Genomic DNA, 20,060 nt, shown 5'->3' with positions numbered 1-20,060 from the left:
ATATGTTAATACTTCACATAATAATAGGACTTAATACTGGTGGTGCTGAAATGTCACTGATGAGGTTAATTGATGCGCACAGTGAAAGTAGGTATTATAAACACCACGTTGTTTCCCTTACATCTCTTGGAAACATAGGTCTTTTACTGAGAAAAAATGGCATTCCAGTTCATAGTTTAAATCTAACTTCTATACTTAATGCTCCATATGTATTCTTTAAATTATTAAAAATAATATATTTCACCAAACCCTCTGTTGTTCACACTTGGATGTATCACGCTAATTTTCTTGGGGGTTTAGCGACCCTAGTTACTGGAAACAGAAATATTATCTGGGCCATACACAACAGTGATATATCCGTTAAAAACGGAACTGCAATATCTACCAAATACATTATGAAAATATCCTCTTTTCTATCGTATATAATCCCAAACCGAATAGTCTGTGTTTCTAACACATCTGCTTCAGCACATATTAAATATGGATATAAGAAAAGTATAATCTCTATCATTCCGAATGGGTTCGATATTCAAAAAATAAAATCATCAGCAAATATTGAAGAAAGAATAAAAATTAGAGAATTACTAAACATTAGTGATGATTATATCTTAGTAGGGTCAGTGGGTAGGTATAATGACTACAAGGACTACCCTACTTTCATAAGAGCAGCCGCTATTATATTAAAATTAAATAGAAAAGTAAAATTCTTGCTTATAGGTAAGAATCTTGATCAAGAAAATCAATCTTTGATGGATCAGATAAATAACACAGGTCATGCGGAAAACTTTATATTAATTGGTGAACAATCAAATATTCCTCTTTATTTAGCAGCTATGGATATATTTTGCTTACATTCTATTAGTGAAGGCTTTCCGAATGTTTTAGGTGAAGCTATGTGTATGGCTCTGCCATGTATCACAACAAATGCAGGCGACTCAGCTTTAATGTTAAGAAACCCTCACTTAATTTGCCCTGTCGAAGATCCTTACACTTTAGCTAATAAAATTCTCAATCTTATCAGCATGAATGAGACAGAGAGAAAAAAAATCGGTAAAGAATTAGAAAACATCATAGAAAGAAACTACACAATACAGAAAATAAGAGAACTATATGAAACACTTTATAGTAAGGTTTTAAATACATGATATCAAAAAATATACACACCAAAACCATAAATGGCTTTGGTGATGAATGGGAGAGATTTGATCAAACTCAATTACCCAGCGAAGAACATCAACGCCTTTTTGATGCTTATTTTTCAATATTCCCTTGGAATCACTTAACAAAAAATGCTCAAGGTTTTGATTTAGGTTGTGGTAGCGGACGATGGGCGAAATTAGTAGCGCCTCGCGTAAGCACACTGCACTGTATTGATCCTAGCTCGGCTATTGAAGTAGCGAAAAAAAATCTAATGGGTCAGGCTAATTGTCTTTTTCACAAGGCATCGGTAGATAATATTCCCTTACAAGATTCTACAATGGACTTCGGCTACTCTCTGGGTGTTTTACACCATATACCTGATACACAGGCAGCTTTAGATTCATGTGTAAAAAAACTAAAAACAGGAGCACCTTTTTTAGTTTATCTCTATTACGCATTTGATAATCGACCATTATGGTTTCGATCTATTTGGAAGTTTAGCGAAATATTTCGTTCTATTATTTCACGAATGCCACACAACTTAAGATATGCTACATCTCAGGTAATTGCTGCTATTATTTATTTACCATTAGCAAAGCTTTCTCTAGTTCTAGAAAAAATTGGTTTAAATGTTGATAATACCCCTCTTAGTGCTTATCGTCATTGTAGTTTTTATACTATGCGAACCGATGCACTGGATCGTTTCGGAACACAGTTAGAACAACGTTTCACAAAAAAGCAGATACAGCAAATGATGGAACTAGCGGGATTAGAAAACATACAGTTTTCCTCCAACCTACCTTTTTGGTGTGCTGTAGGTTATCGTAAAAGATAAAAGGCTATAAAATGCTGTAGGTTATCGTAAAAGATAAAAGGCTATAAAATAATGTGCGGCATCACTGGTTTCTTAAGCAATCACATCTTTAGCCCTGAACAACTCTCCAACATGGCTGATGCCATGTTTCGGCGTGGTCCTGATGATTCCGGCATTTGGCATAACAATGATGCAGGTATTGGCTTAGCTCACCGCCGCCTCGCCATCGTCGATCTTTCCCCCGCTGGTCATCAACCCATGCAATCTGGCAATGGCCGTTACGTCATTGCCTTCAACGGGGAAATCTACAACCACCACAAACTACGTACCGAGCTTGAAAAAACCAACCTCAGCATTAATTGGCGTGGACATTCCGACACTGAAACCCTCTTAGCCGCCTTGGAAACATGGGGTATTGAAGCGACCCTACAACGCTGCATCGGCATGTTTGCCATTGCCCTATGGGACAAACACACCCAAACTTTAACCCTAGCCCGCGACCGCTTGGGTGAAAAACCACTATATTACGGTTGGCAAGGCGACACCTTCCTCTTCGGCTCAGAACTCAAAGCCTTAAAAGCCTATCCTGCTTTTCAAGCAAACATTGATCGTGATGCGCTATGCCTCTATATGCGCCACAACTACATCCCCGCCCCTTATTCCATTTACCAAGGCATTCATAAACTCCTACCCGGCACATGGCTACAAGTATCACGCCAACAACGCGAGCCACACATCCAGACTTATTGGTCAGGTGTTGACATTAGCCGCCAAGGCAAAGCCAATTCCTTTACTGGCTCACACGAAGATGCGGTAAATGCGCTAGAAAATCTACTCAAAGATGCTATCAAGCAACAAATGATGGCAGATGTCCCGCTAGGTGCGTTTCTTTCTGGGGGTATTGACTCCTCAACCGTCGTTGCCCTAATGCAGGCACAATCCACCCAACCGATTAAAACATTCTCCATCGGTTTTCATGAAGGACTCTATAATGAAGCCACTCATGCCAAAGCCGTAGCGCAATATTTGGGTACTGATCATACTGAACTTTACGTCACACCTGATGAATGTATGCAGGTTATCCCACGTCTGCCGACTCTATACGACGAACCCTTTGCGGACTCCTCCCAAATACCCACTTTTCTGGTTTCACAACTCGCACGGCAACACGTCACCGTGTCACTCTCAGGCGATGCGGGGGATGAGCTATTCGCTGGCTACAACCGCTATCAACTCACCGCCAACACATGGGGCAAACTATCACGCATTCCCCGCCCACTACGGCAATGGATAGCAAAAATCATCACTAGCGTTTCACCCGCAAGCTGGAATCACATCGCCGCCACACTAAAAGCTGTCATTCCTGCTTTCGGTCAATGGGCTAATATCGGCGATAAGTTACATAAAGGCGCTGGGGTTATGGCAAGCCATTCTGCGGCTGATTTGTACCAAGGTATGGTATCTGGCTGGCAACATCCCTCTAACGTAATCATTGGTGGCACAGAACCAAGCACTTTCCTCACTGGGTCTCTGCCAGATTTGAGCCATCTCAACACCGTCGAACGCATGATGGTACTCGACCTGCTTACTTATCTCCCCGATGATATCCTCTGCAAAGTAGACCGTGCCGCAATGGGCGTATCGCTGGAAAGCCGCGTCCCCTTCCTTGATCATCGTGTGGTCGAATTTGCTTGGCAGTTGCCACTGGAATACAAACTGCGCGAAGGTCAAACTAAGTGGGTATTACGCCAAGTGCTCTATCGCCACGTTCCCAAGGAACTCATCGAACGCCCGAAAATGGGCTTTGGCGTACCGATTGATAGCTGGCTACGCGGTTCCTTACGCGATTGGGCAGAAAATTTATTGGATGAATCACGCCTGAGCCAAGAAGGTTACTTCAACCCCGCGCCCATCCGCCAAAAGTGGAAAGAACACCTATCGGGGCAGCGTAACTGGCAACATCACCTATGGGATGTATTAATCTTCAACCAATGGCTTAACCATAATCGCTCATAACATCATGACTCGTTTTATTCTTATAGGCGCACTCCCCGAATCCCTCATCAACTTCCGTGGCCCACTCATCCAGTCACTACTAAAAGCCAATTGCCAAGTCACTGCAATGGCATCAGAAACACAAACCAATGTTACTCAACAGCTAACGACATGGGGCGCAAACTTCTGCGCCTACCCTGTAGAGCGCAATAGCCTAAATCCACTCGCCGACTTAAAAACTTGGCAATCGTTACGCCAAACTTTCCGCGAACGACAACCCGATGTCATTCTCGCTTATACCATCAAGCCCGTTATCTGGGGTGGACTAGCAAGTCATGTTTTACCCAACAGGCGCTTTTACGCACTTATCACTGGACTTGGCTTCGCCTTTCAAGGGGAAACACTCAAACGTAAACTATTAGTAACATTAGTAACATTTCTATACCGCACCGCCTTAAAGCGTGCTGAGCGCGTTATTTTTCAAAACCCAGACAACCTCAATGAGTTTGTTCGACGTGGAATTATACCTGCTTCCAAAGGTGCTTTAGTTAATGGTTCAGGTGTCGATATTAGTCGCTACCCACTCACACCATTACCCGATAGCAGCATTACTTTCTTAACCATTGGGCGTTTACTGGGTGAAAAAGGCTTTCGTGAATACGCCCAAGCCGCCCAAATCGTCAAAACCCGCTACCCAGAAACTATTTTCCAACTACTCGGCCCCCATGATCCCTCACCCGATGGCATACCGTTGACTGAAGTACAACAATGGTATCAACAAGGTTGGCTCGAATATCTTGGCTCAACCAATGATGTGCGCCCTTATTTACAAAACTGCCATATCTATGTATTACCATCCTATCACGAAGGAATGCCACGTACGGTACTAGAAGCCATGGCAATTGGTCGTCCTATCCTTACTACGGATACCCCTGGATGTCGTGAAACTGTCATCAATGATGAGAATGGTTATTTGGTTCCCAAAGCTGATGTGCAAGCTCTCGCTGAACGTATGATTTGGTTCATAGAAAATCGCAATCAATGGGAACGTATGGGCAAATGTAGTCGCGAACTTGCTGAGGAAAAATACGATGTCCGCAAGGTTAATGCCCAACTGATGGAAATAATGGGATTATGAAACGCATTTTAGATTTTATAATTGCTATAATCAGCCTGCTTCTACTCAGCCCTATAATCCTCACTTTAATACTGCTCATCCATCTAAAATTAGGGTCTCCTGTTTTCTTCACTCAAAACCGACCGGGTCTAAACGGTAAACCTTTCAAGATGGTTAAGTTCCGTACTATGACCGATAAAAAAGACGAGAACGGTAATTTACTTCCTGATGCCGTACGCCTAACGAAATTCGGTAGACTCTTGCGTGCCACCAGCCTCGACGAACTTCCAGAACTCTGGAATGTCCTCAAAGGTGAAATGAGTCTAGTAGGACCTCGCCCCTTACTAATGGAATACCTACTATATTATAGTTCTGAGCAAGCACGTCGCCACGAAGTCCGCCCTGGAATTACAGGCTGGGCACAAATTAATGGGCGCAATACCATTAGTTGGGAAGATAAATTTAAATTGGATGTTTGGTACGTGGACAATCAATCTTTCTGGATTGACCTAAAGATCTTGTTTTTGACTATCAAAAAAGTATTTATACGCGAAGGCATTAGTGCTGAGGGTGAAGCGACTATGCCAAAATTCACAGGTACTCATGGATAAAATATATATTTATGGTGCTGGCGGTCATGGTAAAATCGCTTTTTATACTTTGGCCCAAAATGGAAATAATATTGAAAGCCTCATTGACGATAATGCTAAAGGGTTGTTCTGTGGAGTTCCCATTATCTCTCCAACAGAGCTTCAGAATTTAACTGCTTATACTATCCACTTTGCTATTGGCAACAACACCATACGTAGTCGACTTCAAAATGAATGGCATCGCACTGGTATAATAGCCAAAACTGCTATCCATCCAAATGCAACCATTTATCCTAACACAGCTATTGGTTTAGGTAGTCTTATTGCTGTTGGCGCAATTATTGGACCTGATACTTATCTGGGTGAAGGTTGCATCATCAATCATAATGCTGTGGTCGACCATGATTGTATTATTGGCAGCTTTTGTCATATCGCCCCCTCTGCTACTTTGGGCGGTGGCGTAACACTTGGCAAAGAATGTTTGATTGGAGCAGGGGCAACTATCTTACCTTATATTACCATCGGGAATAATGTCACGGTTGGAGCAGGTGCTGTTGTGACAAATAATTTGCCTGATAATATTACTGTAATTGGGTGTCCTGCCCGCTCCATATAAGTAATGCTAAAAGTAAAAATATGCTAAATACCCCATTCCCCTCTTGGCCTTCTTTCACGCAAGAAGAAGCCGATGCTATTTCCCAGACCCTCCTCTCCAATAAAGTTAACTACTGGACAGGCAACGAGTGCCGCGAATTCGAAAAAGAATTTGCTGTATGGTGCGGTACTAAATACGCCATTGCTTTAGCTAATGGGACAGTAGCATTAGATGTAGCACTTAAAGCATTAAATATTGGGCAAGGTGATGAGGTTATTGTTACCTCACGTACTTTCCTAGCCTCTGTTTCTTGTATTGTAACAGCTGAAGCTACCCCAATTTTTGCCGATATTGATCGTAATAACCAAAATATTAGTGCTGAAACGATTCGAGCTGTGATCACTCCAAAAACTCGCGCAATTATTTGTGTGCATCTAGCAGGTTGGCCTTGTGAAATGGATGATATTATGGCACTGGCACGAGAACATAACCTTTATGTGATAGAGGATTGTGCTCAAGCACATGGAGCAACTTATAAAGGAAAATCTGTAGGGAGTATTGGACATATCGGCGCGTGGTCATTCTGTCAAGATAAAATCATGACCACGGGTGGTGAAGGTGGTATGGTGACTACTAATAATCGTGAGCTCTGGTCAAAAATGTGGAGCTATAAAGATCATGGCAAAAGCTGGGAAGCTGTTTATGAGCATCAACATCCAACAGGCTTCCGTTGGCTACATGAGAGTTTTGGTACCAATTGGCGAATGTTAGAAATCCAAGCAGTAATTGGACGCATTCAGCTTAAACATATGTCCGAATGGACAAGGAAACGTCAACATAATGCCCATCAAATTTGGGAATGTGCTAAAACCTTGAGGGGTTTACGAGTACCTATTGTTCCAGAACATATTAAGCATGCTTGTTACAAATGTTATGTATTTGTAGAGCCTACTCAATTAAAACCTGAATGGAATAGAGATAGAATTATTGAAGTAATTAATGCGCAAGGAGTACCTTGTTATTCAGGTTCCTGCTCAGAAGTCTATTTAGAAAAGGCATTTGATAATACTGGTTGGCGGCCACAAGAGAGATTACCCACGGCGAAGGAGTTAGGCGAAACAAGTCTAATGTTTTTAGTTCATCCTACTTTGAACGATAAAAACATACAGCTAACTTGTGATGTTTTGACCAGCGTACTGATCGAAGCCACGAAGAAGCCATAATAATAATTCTCAATTTATATGAAAATAACCTCCCTGTTTCAACTCCCCCGCTGGCAAAAACGCCTAATCATTATCTTACTAGATATATTATTACTACCACTAGCCTTGTGGTTGAGCTATGCTATGCGTTTAGGTAGTTGGATGCCTGACTTAAGAGATGGCGCATGGTTACTTGTGGTGGCGCCTTTTATTACCATACCCATTTTTACTAAATTGGGTTTATATCGTGCGATTATTCGCTTCTTAGGCCACAAAGCAATCATTGCTGTTTCACAGGGTGTGGCTTTTTCCGCCTGTGGCTTAATACTAATTACATATTTATTTAAGTTACAAGGAGTACCAAAATCAGTTTTCGCTATTTATCTAGGTACTGCTTTCTTATTGGTTTCCTCTAGTCGGCACTTTATCCGCCGTTATTATCAATATTTTAATCATAAAGATCAGCGTATTCCCGTTGTTATTTATGGAGCAGGCTCGTCAGGCTCTCAATTAGCACAAGCTTTATTTAATAGTCCTGAATATGAACCACTGGCGTTTATTGATGATGATAAAAGCCTACAGGGTTCTTATATTCATAGCCTTAAGATTTACTCATTTGAACAGTTACAACAATTGATTGATAACACAGGCATCAAACAGATTTTACTAGCATTACCCTCTGCGACACAACAACGTCGTAGGGAAATCGTGCAATTACTAGAACCTTATCCGATTCATGTACGCTCTATTCCAGGGATGGCGGATTTAGTTTCGGGGCAAAAAAGCATTGAGGAAATACGCGAAATTGAAATCGACGAACTATTGGGACGACCATCTGTTAATCCTCAATCGGAATTACTAGAATTATGTATCAAAAATAAAAATATTCTGGTTACAGGCGCAGGTGGGTCGATTGGTTCCGAATTATGTCGTCAAATTATCCAGTTAGAACCCCAAAAACTTATTCTTTTTGAGCTATCAGAAGTAAGTCTATATCTGATTGAAAAGGAACTGAGTGAACACTTAACTAAACAGTCAAGCGCTATAGAATTAATTGCCTTACTCGGCTCTGTGCAAAATCAAGATTATTTATATCAAATTCTAACCACTCACCAGATTCATACGCTATATCATGCAGCCGCCTACAAACATGTGCCTTTAGTTGAATTCAATCCGATCGAAGGGATTAAAAATAATGCCATTGGTACATGGTGTGCCGCTAATGCGGCTTATAAAGCGGGTATTGATCATTTTGTATTGATTTCTACCGATAAAGCGGTACGTCCTACTAATGTGATGGGGGCTACCAAACGAATTGCGGAACTAGTTCTACAAGGCTTTGCACAAAAAGGCTCTAAGAGTCGTTTTGCGATGGTGCGTTTTGGGAATGTATTGGGTTCTTCGGGTTCAGTAGTACCATTATTTAGAAGGCAAATTAAAGCTGGTGGGCCTATTACGGTTACTCACCCTGATATTATCCGTTACTTTATGACCATTCCAGAAGCGGCTCAATTAGTGATACAAGCAGGAGCAATGGCAGAAGGAGGGGAAGTTTTTTTATTAGATATGGGTGAGCCTGTAAAAATTGTTGATTTAGCCAAACGGATGATTCGATTGAGTGGCTTAGCCATCAAGGATGACCAACACCCTGAAGGCAATATAGCCATTCAATTTACAGGCTTAAGGCCTGGTGAGAAGCTTTATGAAGAACTACTCATAGAAAATAATGCTAATCCCACTCAACACCCAAGAATATTTAAAGCAAATGAAGACTGCCTAACCTGGTCAGAACTAGAAACAACTATTCAAATGATTATTCGCGCTACCGATCAATACGATATTAATACTATCTATCAAATTCTTGAAACCTATGTGCAAGGCTATAAAAAACCTAATGAACAACCTTTAATAGTTGCGCAAGCTGCGTAAAATATACAATTTAGTTCACAATTATTTATCATGCACGTTCTCGAATCCGAATCCATTGAAATTATCCGCGAGGCGGTAGCCACCGCTAAAAATCCCGTGATGATGTACTCCGTCGGCAAAGACTCTTCCGTGATGCTACATCTTGCTCGTAAAGCATTTTACCCAGCCCCGCCACCCTTTCCCTTGCTCCATGTCGATACCTTATGGAAGTTCAAAGCCATGTATGCGCATCGTGATCGCATGGCGCAAGAAAGTGGTATGAAATTATTGGTTCATACCAATCTACAGGGCATTGAGGAAAAAATTAGCCCTTTTACCCACGGCAGTAATTATCACACCGATGTGATGAAAACACAGGGTTTAAAGCAAGCCTTAGATCAGTATGGGTTTGATGTGGTATTTGGTGGTGCGCGCCGTGATGAAGAAAAAAGCCGTGCGAAAGAACGTGTATTCTCGTTTCGCGCCGCAGGGCATCGTTGGCAACCCAATGCTCAGCGTCCTGAATTATGGAATCTTTATAATACCCACATTCAACCTGATGAAACCATTCGTGTTTTCCCTTTAAGTAACTGGACAGAGTTAGATATTTGGCAATATATCTATGCTGAAAAAATTCCGATTGTGCCACTTTATTTGGCCGCAGAACGTCCTGTTGTACAACGCAACGGTCAGCTTATTATGGTCGATGATGAGCGTTTTCCTTTTGCTGAAGGCGAAAAAGCGCAAATACGTAAGGTCAGATTTCGTACCCTAGGCTGCTGGCCTTTAACCGCCGCTATTGAAAGTGATGCAGATACGATTGAGTCGATTATTGCTGAAACTTTTACTGCACGCAGCTCAGAGCGTCAAGGCCGTTTAATTGATACTGATACACCTGGCTCCATGGAAAAGAAAAAACAAGAAGGATATTTCTAATGAATCAGGTCAATAATTCAATAGATATCGTTGCTTATTTAAAAGCACAAGAAAGCAAATCCACCTTACGTTTTATTACCTGCGGCAGTGTGGATGATGGCAAAAGTACTTTAATTGGTCGTTTACTATATGAAAGTAAAAATATTTTTGACGACCAATTACAATCCTTAGAAAAGGATTCAAAACACTACGGCACACAAGGCGAAAAACTCGATCTTGCTTTATTAGTAGATGGTTTACAGGCGGAACGCGAACAAGGGATTACCATCGATGTAGCTTATCGTTTTTTTGCTACGGATAAACGCCATTATATTGTGGCGGATACCCCCGGCCATGAGCAATACACACGTAATATGGCCACGGGTGCGTCGACGGCTGATGTGGCTATTATATTGATTGATGCTCGTAAAGGTATTCTCACACAAACCCGCCGCCATAGTCGTATTGTTTCCTTAATGGGGATACGGCATATTATTCTCGCCATTAATAAGATGGATTTAGTCAACTTCGACCAAGCTATCTTTAATCAAATTAGTCAAGACTATAAAAACTTCGTTGAGCCTTTTGGTTTTAAGACCCTTCAGATTATTCCTGTATCGGGTTTAGACGGCGATAATATATTCAGTAAAAGTGCTAAAACACCTTGGTACCCAGGACTCAGTTTAATTGATTATTTGGATGCTCTCGATCTAGCAAAAGCCCAGGAGCTACAACCGTTTCGTTTACCCGTTCAATATGTCAATCGCCCCAACCTTGATTTTCGTGGGTATTGTGGGCGCTTAGTAGAAGGCACCGTCCAAAAAGGTGATGCCATTCGTGTATTACCTTCAGGTATTACCACCACCGTTAAAACTATTATTAAGGGGTTATCTGAAGTTGAAATGGCAACACTGGGGGAATCGATTACCATAACACTTACGGATGAAGTTGATATTAGTCGCGGTGATGTATTGGTGGCATGCGATCATCCACCTGAAGTCGCTGATCAATTTGAAGCGCGTCTGCTTTGGATGAGTGAGCATTCTATGTCACCTGGACGCCAATATTTTTTGAAATTGGCGACTAAAGAAGTCACTGCTACTATTACTGAAATAAAATTCCGCGAGGATGTTAATACAGGTGCTCATTTAGCGGCTAAACAATTGAGTCTAAATGAAATCGCTACCATTAAATTATCCACTAGCACCCCTATAGTATTTGAACCTTATCAGCAAAATCGCCAGCTAGGCAGCTTTATCCTCATTGATAAACTCACCTTCCAAACGGTAGGTGCTGGCATGATTGAATTCGCATTGCGTCGCGCCAGTAATATTCATTGGCAAGCATTAGAAATCAATCAATCTGCACGCGCTGCACAAAAACATCAACAACCGAAATGTCTTTGGTTTACAGGACTATCGGGTTCAGGTAAATCAACGATTGCCAATTTATTAGAAAAACGCCTACATGCTGAAGGTAAACACACTTATATTCTGGATGGTGATAATGTACGTCACGGTTTAAATCGTGATTTAGGTTTTACTGAACAAGATCGTGTAGAAAATATTCGCCGTGTTGCTGAAGTCGCAAAACTCATGGTCGATGCGGGACTAATTGTATTGGTCAGTTTTATTTCACCGTTTCGCAATGAACGCCAAATGGCACGTGAATTATTTGCTAACGATGAGTTTCTCGAAGTATTTGTTGACACCCCTCTAGCAATTTGCGAAGAACGTGATGTGAAAGGTTTATATAAGAAAGCACGTGCAGGGCAATTGAAGAACTTCACAGGTATAGACAGTCCCTACGAAGTCCCTACTCAGGCAGATATACATATTCAAACGCATCAATGTACTACCGATCAATGTGTTGAACAAATTTTAAAGCAATTACTATGACGATTTTAATTACAGGCGGCGCAGGTTATATAGGTTCACATACTGTTCTAACTTTATTAGAGCAAGGTTATGCTATAGCAGCGTTAGATAATTTGTGCAATGCGAGTATTGAATCTTTACATCGCGTGCAACATATTACTGGAAAAGCACTCACCTTTTACCAAGGCGATATTCAAGATAAGGTTTTATTGCAGCAAATCTTTAAACAAGAAACCATTGATAGTGTCATTCATTTCGCAGGGTTAAAAGCGGTAGGAGAAAGTGTACAAAAACCATTAGAGTACTACCGCAATAATGTCTATGGCACACTGGTTTTATTAGAGGCTATGCAAGCAGCAGAAGTGCGAAATATTGTCTTTAGCTCTTCCGCTACTGTTTATGGAGAGGATGCACCTGTACCTTATGTAGAAACTATGCCTAGAGGAAAAACTACTAATCCTTATGGCACATCTAAAGCAATGGTTGAACAGATTCTCACTGATTTAAGCCTTGCTGATAAGCGCTGGAATATCAGCCTATTACGTTATTTCAATCCCATTGGAGCACATGAATCTGGGTTAATTGGTGAAGACCCTCAAGGTATTCCCAATAACTTACTACCCTTTGTCACGCAAGTAGCGATTGGTAAGCTTGAATACTTATCCATTTTTGGAAATGATTATCCAACCCCCGATGGTACTTGTATTCGCGACTATATTCATGTTGTAGATCTCGCTGAAGCTCATTTAAGAGCGCTAGAACATTTAAAGAATGGACTTGAGATTTATAATTTAGGAACAGGACGAGGTACTTCTGTATTAGAGTTAGTTAATACTTTTGAAAAAGTTATTCGACAAAAACTCTCTTACCAAATCACTAATCGTCGTGAAGGGGACATAGCTGCCACATGGGCAGATGCCAGTAAAGCTCAACGAAAACTAAACTGGGTCGCCAAACGCGACCTCAATGCCATGTTAAAAGACGCATGGCGTTGGCAATCTAATAATCCAAATGGCTATTCTATCTAATCCAACACTAAATTCCAATCCCCTATTCTTTCTACATCCTCTTGCTGGTGAGTTACTAGCAAGACGGTTTTTTGCTGCATCTTGGCATGGTCTTTAATCCATTGACTGGTGTGAAAACGCGTAAACTCATCCAATTCAGCCAAGGGTTCGTCTAATAACACTAGTGGCTCGGGTCTTAATAAAGCTCTAATAATCCCTACACGCTGTCTTTGCCCACCGGATAATCCACTGGGTTTACGTTCTACTAATTCCCCTATTCCTAAAGCCTGCGCTGCCGCTAGCATTTTTTGCTTTAAATAATCAAATTCTCGACTAAGACCTAAAAATAAATTATCTTTTACTAAAATATGCTCAAATAAATTATGATCTTGAAAAAGCATCATAATGGGTCTTTGTTCTACAGCTAATCGACTTAAGCTTTTTCCCTGCCAGCCAATCTCTCCTTCATAAATTTTTTCAAATCCAGCAATGGCCATGAGCAATGCTGTTTTTCCAGCCCCACTCTGCCCTTGAATTGTCACAATCTCCCCTGTTTGCACAGAAAAATTATAAGTGCGCTGCCACGTGCCTCTTTGCAATACAATTTTATTAACTTTAAGCATGATTCGAACCTATATCCTTATTATGCTTATCCATCTGTAGCACCAAGAACAAACACAATAGTAGAAAAATCGTTGATACGAGAGATGCTTCTGACAATTTATAACTACCAATATAACTATAAATTAGCCATGGCAAAGTGCTCCACTCTTTATTACCAAATAAAGCAAATACAGCTATATCACCAAGCACTAGTAAAATCCCTACTATTAATGCATGCACAACTACTGGCTGCAGCGCCCTAAATTCTAAAAAAACTTTTACTCTAAAACTCAATTTCAACACACTTACCAGACGTACATATTGATCATCATAGCTCAAAAGACTTGTTCGTATATTCTGTAAAATAAATGGAAGAATAAGCAGGGTATTCAATAAGATTAGTACGAAAACACCCCATTGCTCTATATCAATTTTATTTAATAAATAAATATAGATACCTGTAGACAAAACCATAGTCGGGGCCACCATGTGTTGATTGGCTAGAAAATCGAGCCATATTTTCTGATATTTATTAGTAGCTTTGCGTGCATAACGCATTAGTAGCAAAATAAAATAAGCCAAGAAAAGACTACTCACAGCACTAATAAAACTTAACGCAAGACTTGTACCGACAGCTTCTAATAAGCCTTTAAAAGCAAAATCTTTCCAATTAACGGAAATACTTTCAGGCAATAATGCCAGCAGGGGTAATAGCAGAATCAGCCATAATAAGGTATATAAAAGATAAGCTAAGAATTTTTTGCTGTTATGAATCTCTGGTAGGTATGCTATTTTATTATTGGTAGGCGATAGCCAATTAAATTTATTAAAGCGTATTATAAACAATAAAGCCCCGCCTGCTATCGCACATTGCAACCACGCTAAGGTCACTGCCTCACTAAGATTAAAGCTATATTTCAGCGCCTGATAGATTGCCAACTCTAATGTTGTTGCCTGTGGCCCACCTCCCAAAGCTAACACCACTGCAAAGCTATTGAAACAGAGGATAAATATAAAGCCTAGTAAATAAGTTATAGTCGCTTTTAAAGCTCCCCACTCTAAGTATTTTATTTTCTCCCATCTTGATAACTTCAACTGCCTTGCTAACATCCAACTGCTCGCCGGAATTTGATTGAGATGCAAATAAATAACACGAACCACATAGGGCATATTGAGGAAAACATGGGCAATTAAAATACCTTTCAAACCATAAAGGTTCCAGCTCTCACCCAAATAGGGGGTTAGCCAACCGGATTGCCCTAATAAAACAACTAGACCAGTAATTAAGACGAAACTAGGCAATACAAAGCACAAGAGGCATAAAGTGAGGAATAAATTTTTTGCCCATAAATGAGGCGTATAATAAAGCAATCGTGCAATCATTAACCCTAGAGTCACTGATAAAACACTACTCAAGACAGCCTGTTTAAGCGAAAACCCAATAATGGCTTGAAGATAAGGATCTTTGAACAAACTTAGATCAAGATGCGTATTGTCAAAGCGCAATAAGCCATAAAACGCTAGTACTGTTACGCCTGATTGGAGCAACAGCACCAAATAGCCTAATTTTCTCATTTAGCCGCAGCAGCACGCCATGTTTTAATCCAGTCTTCACGTCTTTTAGAAATTTCACTAGGCGTAAAACCGATAGGTTTTGGCTTTACTAACTCACCAAATACTGGTGGCAATTCAATACCATCCACGACAGGCAACATCCAATTCGTTACTGGAATAATAGCTTGTGCTTCAGGCGAAATTAAAAAGCTCAAAAACTGCTTAGCTAACACTGGCTGTTTGCTAGTTTTCAAAATAGCAGCTAATTCAATTTGCGCGACATGCCCTTCTGAAAATTCTGCTGCTTTATATTGTGTCTTACTTTCACTAATCACATGATAAGCCGGTGAAGTGGTATAACTCAAAACATAATCCGCTCCCCCTTTTAAGAACATGCTATACGCATCCCACCAACCTTTAGTAACTGTTACGGTATGCTGAGCTAAAGCTGTCCATGCTTGAGCAGTCTCATCACCGTAAACCGTATTCATCCAGTTCATCAAACCTTGTCCGGGCGTGCTGGTACGAGGGTCTTGGTAAAGTACCTTAGCTTTAGAATTAATCAGTTCTTTTAGCGATTTAACGGGAGTGCTAATTTTACTACTGTCGTAAATAAACGCGAAATAACCGAAATCATAAGGTAAAAACTGTTTATCTTGCCAATTAAGCTCTTTTTTCAAACCTTCCAACGCTTGCTCATGCTCAGCTATTAGCCCTGTGGCGCGAGTCTCTTCCATCAAGCCATCATCAATCCCTAAAATCACATCGGCTTTTGCTTTATCACCTTCGATTTTTAGACGATTGAGAATGCTTACACCATCTTCAACCCCGATGAATTTCACCTCACAATCGCAGTGTTTTTCAAATGCCGTTTTCAGCTTAGGGCCAGAACCCCATTCTGAAATAAACGAGTCGTAGGTATAAACAATAAGTTCGGATTTTGCTGCGTAACTATTGGGAATCAGTAATGAGCAAGCAATAGCGAGAATGCTACGTTTCATGAAAGTTGTACCTGTAAGTGACACTACATAGATACAACGGCACAGGAGAATGAACCAAGGTTTACTCTTCCCTACGCCGGTATCAGCCGGATCAGGTTCTACGGGTCTGTGCGTTAACACATCTCAGCCTAATGAGGCACCCCGAGAGCGAAGTTGACTGTAGCAAATTGGATTTAGGCTGTCACTATTCCCGATTCGAAACACACAAAATAAAAAGGCTGGATAATTCCAGCCTTTTATTGTTCCAGCAAGTAATGATTAGCTAGCTTATTGTGCTGACAATTGTTGCACGTAGTTAGTCAAGACCTTGATTTCGGTTTCGTTCAAGCGTTGACCAAATACTGGCATTTGACGCTGCACACCATTGCTAATAACCGCCTTGATTTTTGTCAAATTGTCTTCTGGCTTGGCATTCGCATCAATCGTTGCAATAGTCCACACTTTATCAGTCAAGTTAGCGGCGCCTTGGCTTTGCAAACCTTTACCCACTTTCGTATGGCAATAATAGCAACCACCAGTTTCTGTATTGAAAATCCGCTCACCCTTCGCCGCTGCATCTGCATCCGCTGGCAAACCCGATAAACTCAACACATAATTTGAAACCTGAGTCAACTGCTCTTCATTAAAGGTTTCTTTAAAAGCGGGCATAAAACCATTACGACCATAAGTAATAGTGTGTTGAACCGCATCAGCTGTACCACCCCATAACCAATCATTATCGGCCAAACTTGGATATTTACCGAGAACACCTTTACCACCGGCCTGATGGCAAGCTGCACAGTTATCATTGAACACACTCGCGCCATAAGAACGAACGAAAGCACTCATATCAGGGTCTTGAGCAATTTGATCATAGGGAGTCGCGGCTACTTTTTCTAAGTACTGACGTTGCTTAACGGCAAATTCGCCTTCTTGCATATCCTTAGCAAATAAGGCACGCATACTCCAATGTGTCGTTTTTTCCTGACCCTCTGCCGTTTGGTAAGTAACGGTGTTAAAGCCTTTCGTGAAACTACTGGCAAACGGCCATGCTGGATAGAGTATCCAATAGCCGATAGAGAAGATGATGGTGCCATAGAAGGCATATAACCACCAACGTGGGAGCGGATTATTAAACTCTTGTAAGGTATCATCCCAGACGTGACCCGTTGTTTCCGCACCTGTTAACGGGTCTTTGATAGGTTGTGTAGATTGTGCCATAACTTATTTCTCATCTCGCTTGGGTGAAGCCTGTTGGGCAGGAGGCTTAGGTGCGTCATCATCCATTAAAGGCAGGTAGCGATACGACTCAAGGCGCTCGCTACGTGCTTTATTGGTGTAGACATACAGCACAATGCTAATGAAGGTGAAAAAGAAAATCAGTAATGAAACGATCTTACTATTGCCTAGATCCGTAATCCAAGCCCACCATGTTGCTAGCATTGTTTTGTCCCTTCCCTATTAAGCTTCACTGAGTCTAGTAGCCAGATCAACGGAACTGGACGAAGTAGTCACTTTCAAATTTAGTGAAATCAACCATGGTGCCTAACACTTGCAAATAAGCGACTAGCGCATCCATTTCACTGAGCAGTTCAGGATTGCCATCGTAGTTGCCCTTTTCAGCTTGAGCCACTATGTTCTGTTCAGCACGGTTAATATCTAATAAATTCGCAGTAGCTTCGCCAAAACGTTCTACTGTACCTGGATGGCGAACCACTTGATCCCCAGGCTTCTTCTCGTCCCAACCAGCATACTCGTCTTTAGTCAAGGTATAAGGCACGCCTACCTTTTTCAAAGCAATCATGCGCTCTTTAATATCACTATAATCCAGCGGTGTCGTAGCCAACCACGAGTAATTAGGCATGATCGACTCAGGGACAACCGAGCGTGGAGCGGTAAGATGTTGGGTATGCCATTCATTGGAATACTTACCACCTACCCGTGCCAAATCGGGACCGGTACGCTTTGAACCCCATTGGAAAGGATGGTCATACTTTGACTCTGCACCCAAAGAGTAATGCCCATAACGCAAGTCTTCATCACGGAACGGACGAATCATTTGCGAATGGCAAGTGTAACAACCCTCACGGACATAGATGTCACGTCCACGCTGTTCTAACGGCGTATAAGGACGTACCATCTCTAATCCTGTTTGTGGATCTTTCACTTCTTCAACCGTACTGTCGATATAGTGCAATGGCACAATCTCAACCAAACCACCGATTGAAATAGCGACCAAAGTTAGAACAATTAACAGTGCCGAATTGGTTTCAATACTTTCGTGCTTTAACATAGGTATCCCTTCCTTATGCCTGAACGGGTGTTGCAGTAGTAGTTGCAGGAACCTCTTGACGAGCACGTGCAATAGTCATGTAGATGTTGTAAGCCATCACCAACATACCTGCAACGAAGAACATACCGCCAATCGCACGGAAAATATAAGGCACATGCATGAAGCTTACGGTTTCAATGAAACTGAAGGCCAAGTTGCCATATTGATCAAAAGCACGCAGCATCAAACCTTGACCGATACCCGCCACCCACATAGAAGTGATATAAAGGATGACGCCAATGGTTGCTAAGAAGAAGTGGTTATAAACTAATTTGGTACTATACAGCGTAGTATTCCAAATACGTGGAATCATGTGATAGAAAGAACCAATCGAGACCATCGCCACCCAACCTAATGCGCCTGAGTGTACGTGCCCTACCGTCCAGTCAGTGTAATGGGATAAAGCATTAACACTCTTCAATGACATCATAGGGCCTTCAAAGGTAGACATACCGTAGAAGGACAATGAAGTAATTAGGAACATCATGATGGGGTCAGTACGTAATTTGTCCCATGCACCTGACAAAGTCATGATACCGTTAATCATACCACCCCAAGATGGCATCAATAACAGAATAGAGAAGGTAGCCGCTAAGGTGGATGTCCAATCAGGAATCGCTGTCCAGTGCAAGTGGTGAGTACCAACCCACATATACATGAAGCTTAAGGCCCAGAAGTGAACAATAGATAAGCGATATGAGTAAACAGGACGACCTGCTTGCTTAGGAACGAAATAGTACATCATCCCCAAGAAGGCCGCTGTCAAGAAAAAGCCTACTGCGTTATGCCCATACCACCACTGTGTCATCGCATCTTGTACACCTGAAAATAGGCTATAAGAATGCACAGAAGTCAAGCTAATTGGCATCGCTAAGTTATTGAAAATATGCAATAAGGCTGTAGCCAAAATGAAGGACATGAAGAACCAGTTCGCAACATAAATATGTGGTTGGTTACGACGCATCAAAGTGCCAGTGTAAAGGATGAAATAGACAACCCACACGACAGTAATGGCTAAGTCAACATACCATTCTGGCTCAGCATACTCACGACCTTGAGTGATACCGAATAAATAGCCGATTCCGCCTACCGCTAAGGCTAAGTTCCAGCCCCAGAAGGTAAATTCTGGCCAGAATTTGCCACCAATTAAGCGCGCTTGGCAGGTACGTTGTACGATATAGTACGACGTTGCAAATAAGGCATTACCGCCGAACCCGAAGATAACACCACTGGTATGAACCGGCCGTAACCGTCCGAAGGTAATTTGTGCTAAATCGAAGTTCAAAAATGGCCAAGCCAATTCTGATGCGATATAGACACCGGCAGTCATACCGGCAATACCCCAGACAATAGCGGCAATCGCGAATTTCTTCACGATGTCATAGTTATATTGCTCCGAGGAGACTACTGCACTATGAGCCATCACTTGCC

General features: G+C 41.5%; 18 protein-coding genes and 1 riboswitch. Of the genes, 11 read left to right on the top strand and 7 right to left on the bottom strand.

Features of this window, described 5'->3' with window-relative positions; translation table 11 throughout:
- Positions 1-2 precede the first annotated feature (2 nt).
- From A3IE_RS0110320 to galE, 11 genes are all read left to right on the top strand, one after another.
- The gene (locus A3IE_RS0110320; protein WP_020395545.1) at positions 3-1,145 is read left to right on the top strand and encodes a glycosyltransferase; all 1,143 of its coding nucleotides are present in this window, start codon (positions 3-5) and stop codon (positions 1,143-1,145) included.
- Positions 1,142-1,975: a class I SAM-dependent methyltransferase gene (locus tag A3IE_RS0110315; RefSeq protein ID WP_020395544.1), complete on the top strand. Its 834-nt coding sequence runs from the start codon at positions 1,142-1,144 to the stop codon at positions 1,973-1,975. The genes A3IE_RS0110320 and A3IE_RS0110315 overlap by 4 nt, the downstream gene beginning before the upstream one ends.
- Before the next feature lie 51 nt (positions 1,976-2,026).
- The gene (gene asnB / locus A3IE_RS0110310) at positions 2,027-3,970 is read left to right on the top strand and encodes an asparagine synthase (glutamine-hydrolyzing) (protein WP_020395543.1); all 1,944 of its coding nucleotides are present in this window, start codon (positions 2,027-2,029) and stop codon (positions 3,968-3,970) included.
- Between the two features lie 4 nt (positions 3,971-3,974).
- Positions 3,975-5,087, top strand: coding sequence for a glycosyltransferase family 4 protein (locus A3IE_RS0110305; protein ID WP_026154880.1), 1,113 nt, complete (start codon positions 3,975-3,977; stop codon positions 5,085-5,087).
- Positions 5,084-5,677: a sugar transferase gene (locus A3IE_RS0110300; protein ID WP_020395541.1), complete on the top strand. Its 594-nt coding sequence runs from the start codon at positions 5,084-5,086 to the stop codon at positions 5,675-5,677. The genes A3IE_RS0110305 and A3IE_RS0110300 overlap by 4 nt, the downstream gene beginning before the upstream one ends.
- On the top strand, positions 5,670-6,272 hold the full coding sequence (locus A3IE_RS0110295) for an acetyltransferase (RefSeq protein WP_020395540.1): 603 nt from the start codon (positions 5,670-5,672) through the stop codon (positions 6,270-6,272). Before A3IE_RS0110300 ends, A3IE_RS0110295 begins: the two co-directional genes overlap by 8 nt.
- Before the next feature lie 20 nt (positions 6,273-6,292).
- Positions 6,293-7,474, top strand: a complete 1,182-nt coding sequence (locus A3IE_RS0110290) for a DegT/DnrJ/EryC1/StrS family aminotransferase (RefSeq protein WP_020395539.1) — start codon at positions 6,293-6,295, stop codon at positions 7,472-7,474.
- Between the two features lie 141 nt (positions 7,475-7,615).
- Positions 7,616-9,382, top strand: a complete 1,767-nt coding sequence (locus tag A3IE_RS0110285; RefSeq protein WP_211206819.1) for a polysaccharide biosynthesis protein — start codon at positions 7,616-7,618, stop codon at positions 9,380-9,382.
- A 30-nt stretch (positions 9,383-9,412) separates the two neighbouring features.
- Positions 9,413-10,297: a sulfate adenylyltransferase subunit CysD gene (cysD, locus tag A3IE_RS0110280; protein WP_020395537.1), complete on the top strand. Its 885-nt coding sequence runs from the start codon at positions 9,413-9,415 to the stop codon at positions 10,295-10,297.
- Positions 10,297-12,174 carry a sulfate adenylyltransferase subunit CysN gene (gene cysN, locus A3IE_RS0110275; protein ID WP_020395536.1) on the top strand — a complete coding sequence of 626 codons (1,878 nt, stop codon included), beginning with the start codon at positions 10,297-10,299 and terminating at the stop codon, positions 12,172-12,174. Before cysD ends, cysN begins: the two co-directional genes overlap by 1 nt.
- Positions 12,165-13,181, top strand: coding sequence for a UDP-glucose 4-epimerase GalE (gene galE, locus A3IE_RS0110270; RefSeq protein WP_211206821.1), 1,017 nt, complete (start codon positions 12,165-12,167; stop codon positions 13,179-13,181). Before cysN ends, galE begins: the two co-directional genes overlap by 10 nt.
- Here the strand turns inward: galE and A3IE_RS0110265 are convergent.
- From A3IE_RS0110265 to ccoN, 7 genes are all read right to left on the bottom strand, one after another.
- Complete coding sequence (locus tag A3IE_RS0110265) at positions 13,178-13,783, bottom strand: ATP-binding cassette domain-containing protein (protein ID WP_020395534.1); 606 nt, start codon at positions 13,781-13,783, stop codon at positions 13,178-13,180. The two genes, galE and A3IE_RS0110265, sit on opposite strands and share 4 nt — an antisense overlap.
- Positions 13,776-15,338, bottom strand: coding sequence for an ABC transporter permease subunit (locus A3IE_RS0110260; RefSeq protein ID WP_020395533.1), 1,563 nt, complete (start codon positions 15,336-15,338; stop codon positions 13,776-13,778). Before A3IE_RS0110260 ends, A3IE_RS0110265 begins: the two co-directional genes overlap by 8 nt.
- Positions 15,335-16,318, bottom strand: a complete 984-nt coding sequence (gene thiB / locus A3IE_RS0110255) for a thiamine ABC transporter substrate binding subunit (protein WP_020395532.1) — start codon at positions 16,316-16,318, stop codon at positions 15,335-15,337. Before thiB ends, A3IE_RS0110260 begins: the two co-directional genes overlap by 4 nt.
- 51 nt (positions 16,319-16,369) lie before the next feature.
- Positions 16,370-16,472, bottom strand: a riboswitch (TPP riboswitch).
- Positions 16,473-16,585: 113 nt separating this feature from the next.
- On the bottom strand, positions 16,586-17,518 hold the full coding sequence (gene ccoP / locus A3IE_RS0110250) for a cytochrome-c oxidase, cbb3-type subunit III (protein ID WP_020395531.1): 933 nt from the start codon (positions 17,516-17,518) through the stop codon (positions 16,586-16,588).
- Positions 17,519-17,521: 3 nt separating this feature from the next.
- Positions 17,522-17,740, bottom strand: a complete 219-nt coding sequence (locus A3IE_RS0110245; RefSeq protein WP_020395530.1) for a CcoQ/FixQ family Cbb3-type cytochrome c oxidase assembly chaperone — start codon at positions 17,738-17,740, stop codon at positions 17,522-17,524.
- Positions 17,741-17,786: 46 nt separating this feature from the next.
- A complete protein-coding gene (ccoO, locus tag A3IE_RS0110240; RefSeq protein WP_020395529.1) occupies positions 17,787-18,590 on the bottom strand; it encodes a cytochrome-c oxidase, cbb3-type subunit II in 804 nt (267 codons plus the stop codon).
- 13 nt (positions 18,591-18,603) lie between these two features.
- The gene (gene ccoN, locus A3IE_RS0110235) at positions 18,604-20,052 is read right to left on the bottom strand and encodes a cytochrome-c oxidase, cbb3-type subunit I (protein WP_020395528.1); all 1,449 of its coding nucleotides are present in this window, start codon (positions 20,050-20,052) and stop codon (positions 18,604-18,606) included.
- Positions 20,053-20,060: the final 8 nt, after the last annotated feature.

This window comes from Thiolinea disciformis DSM 14473 (assembly GCF_000371925.1).
Classification (GTDB): Bacteria; Pseudomonadota; Gammaproteobacteria; order Thiotrichales; family Thiotrichaceae; genus Thiolinea; species Thiolinea disciformis.
The sequence above is the reverse complement of the archived record's forward strand: the minus strand, read 5'-3'. Positions and strand labels throughout refer to the sequence as shown.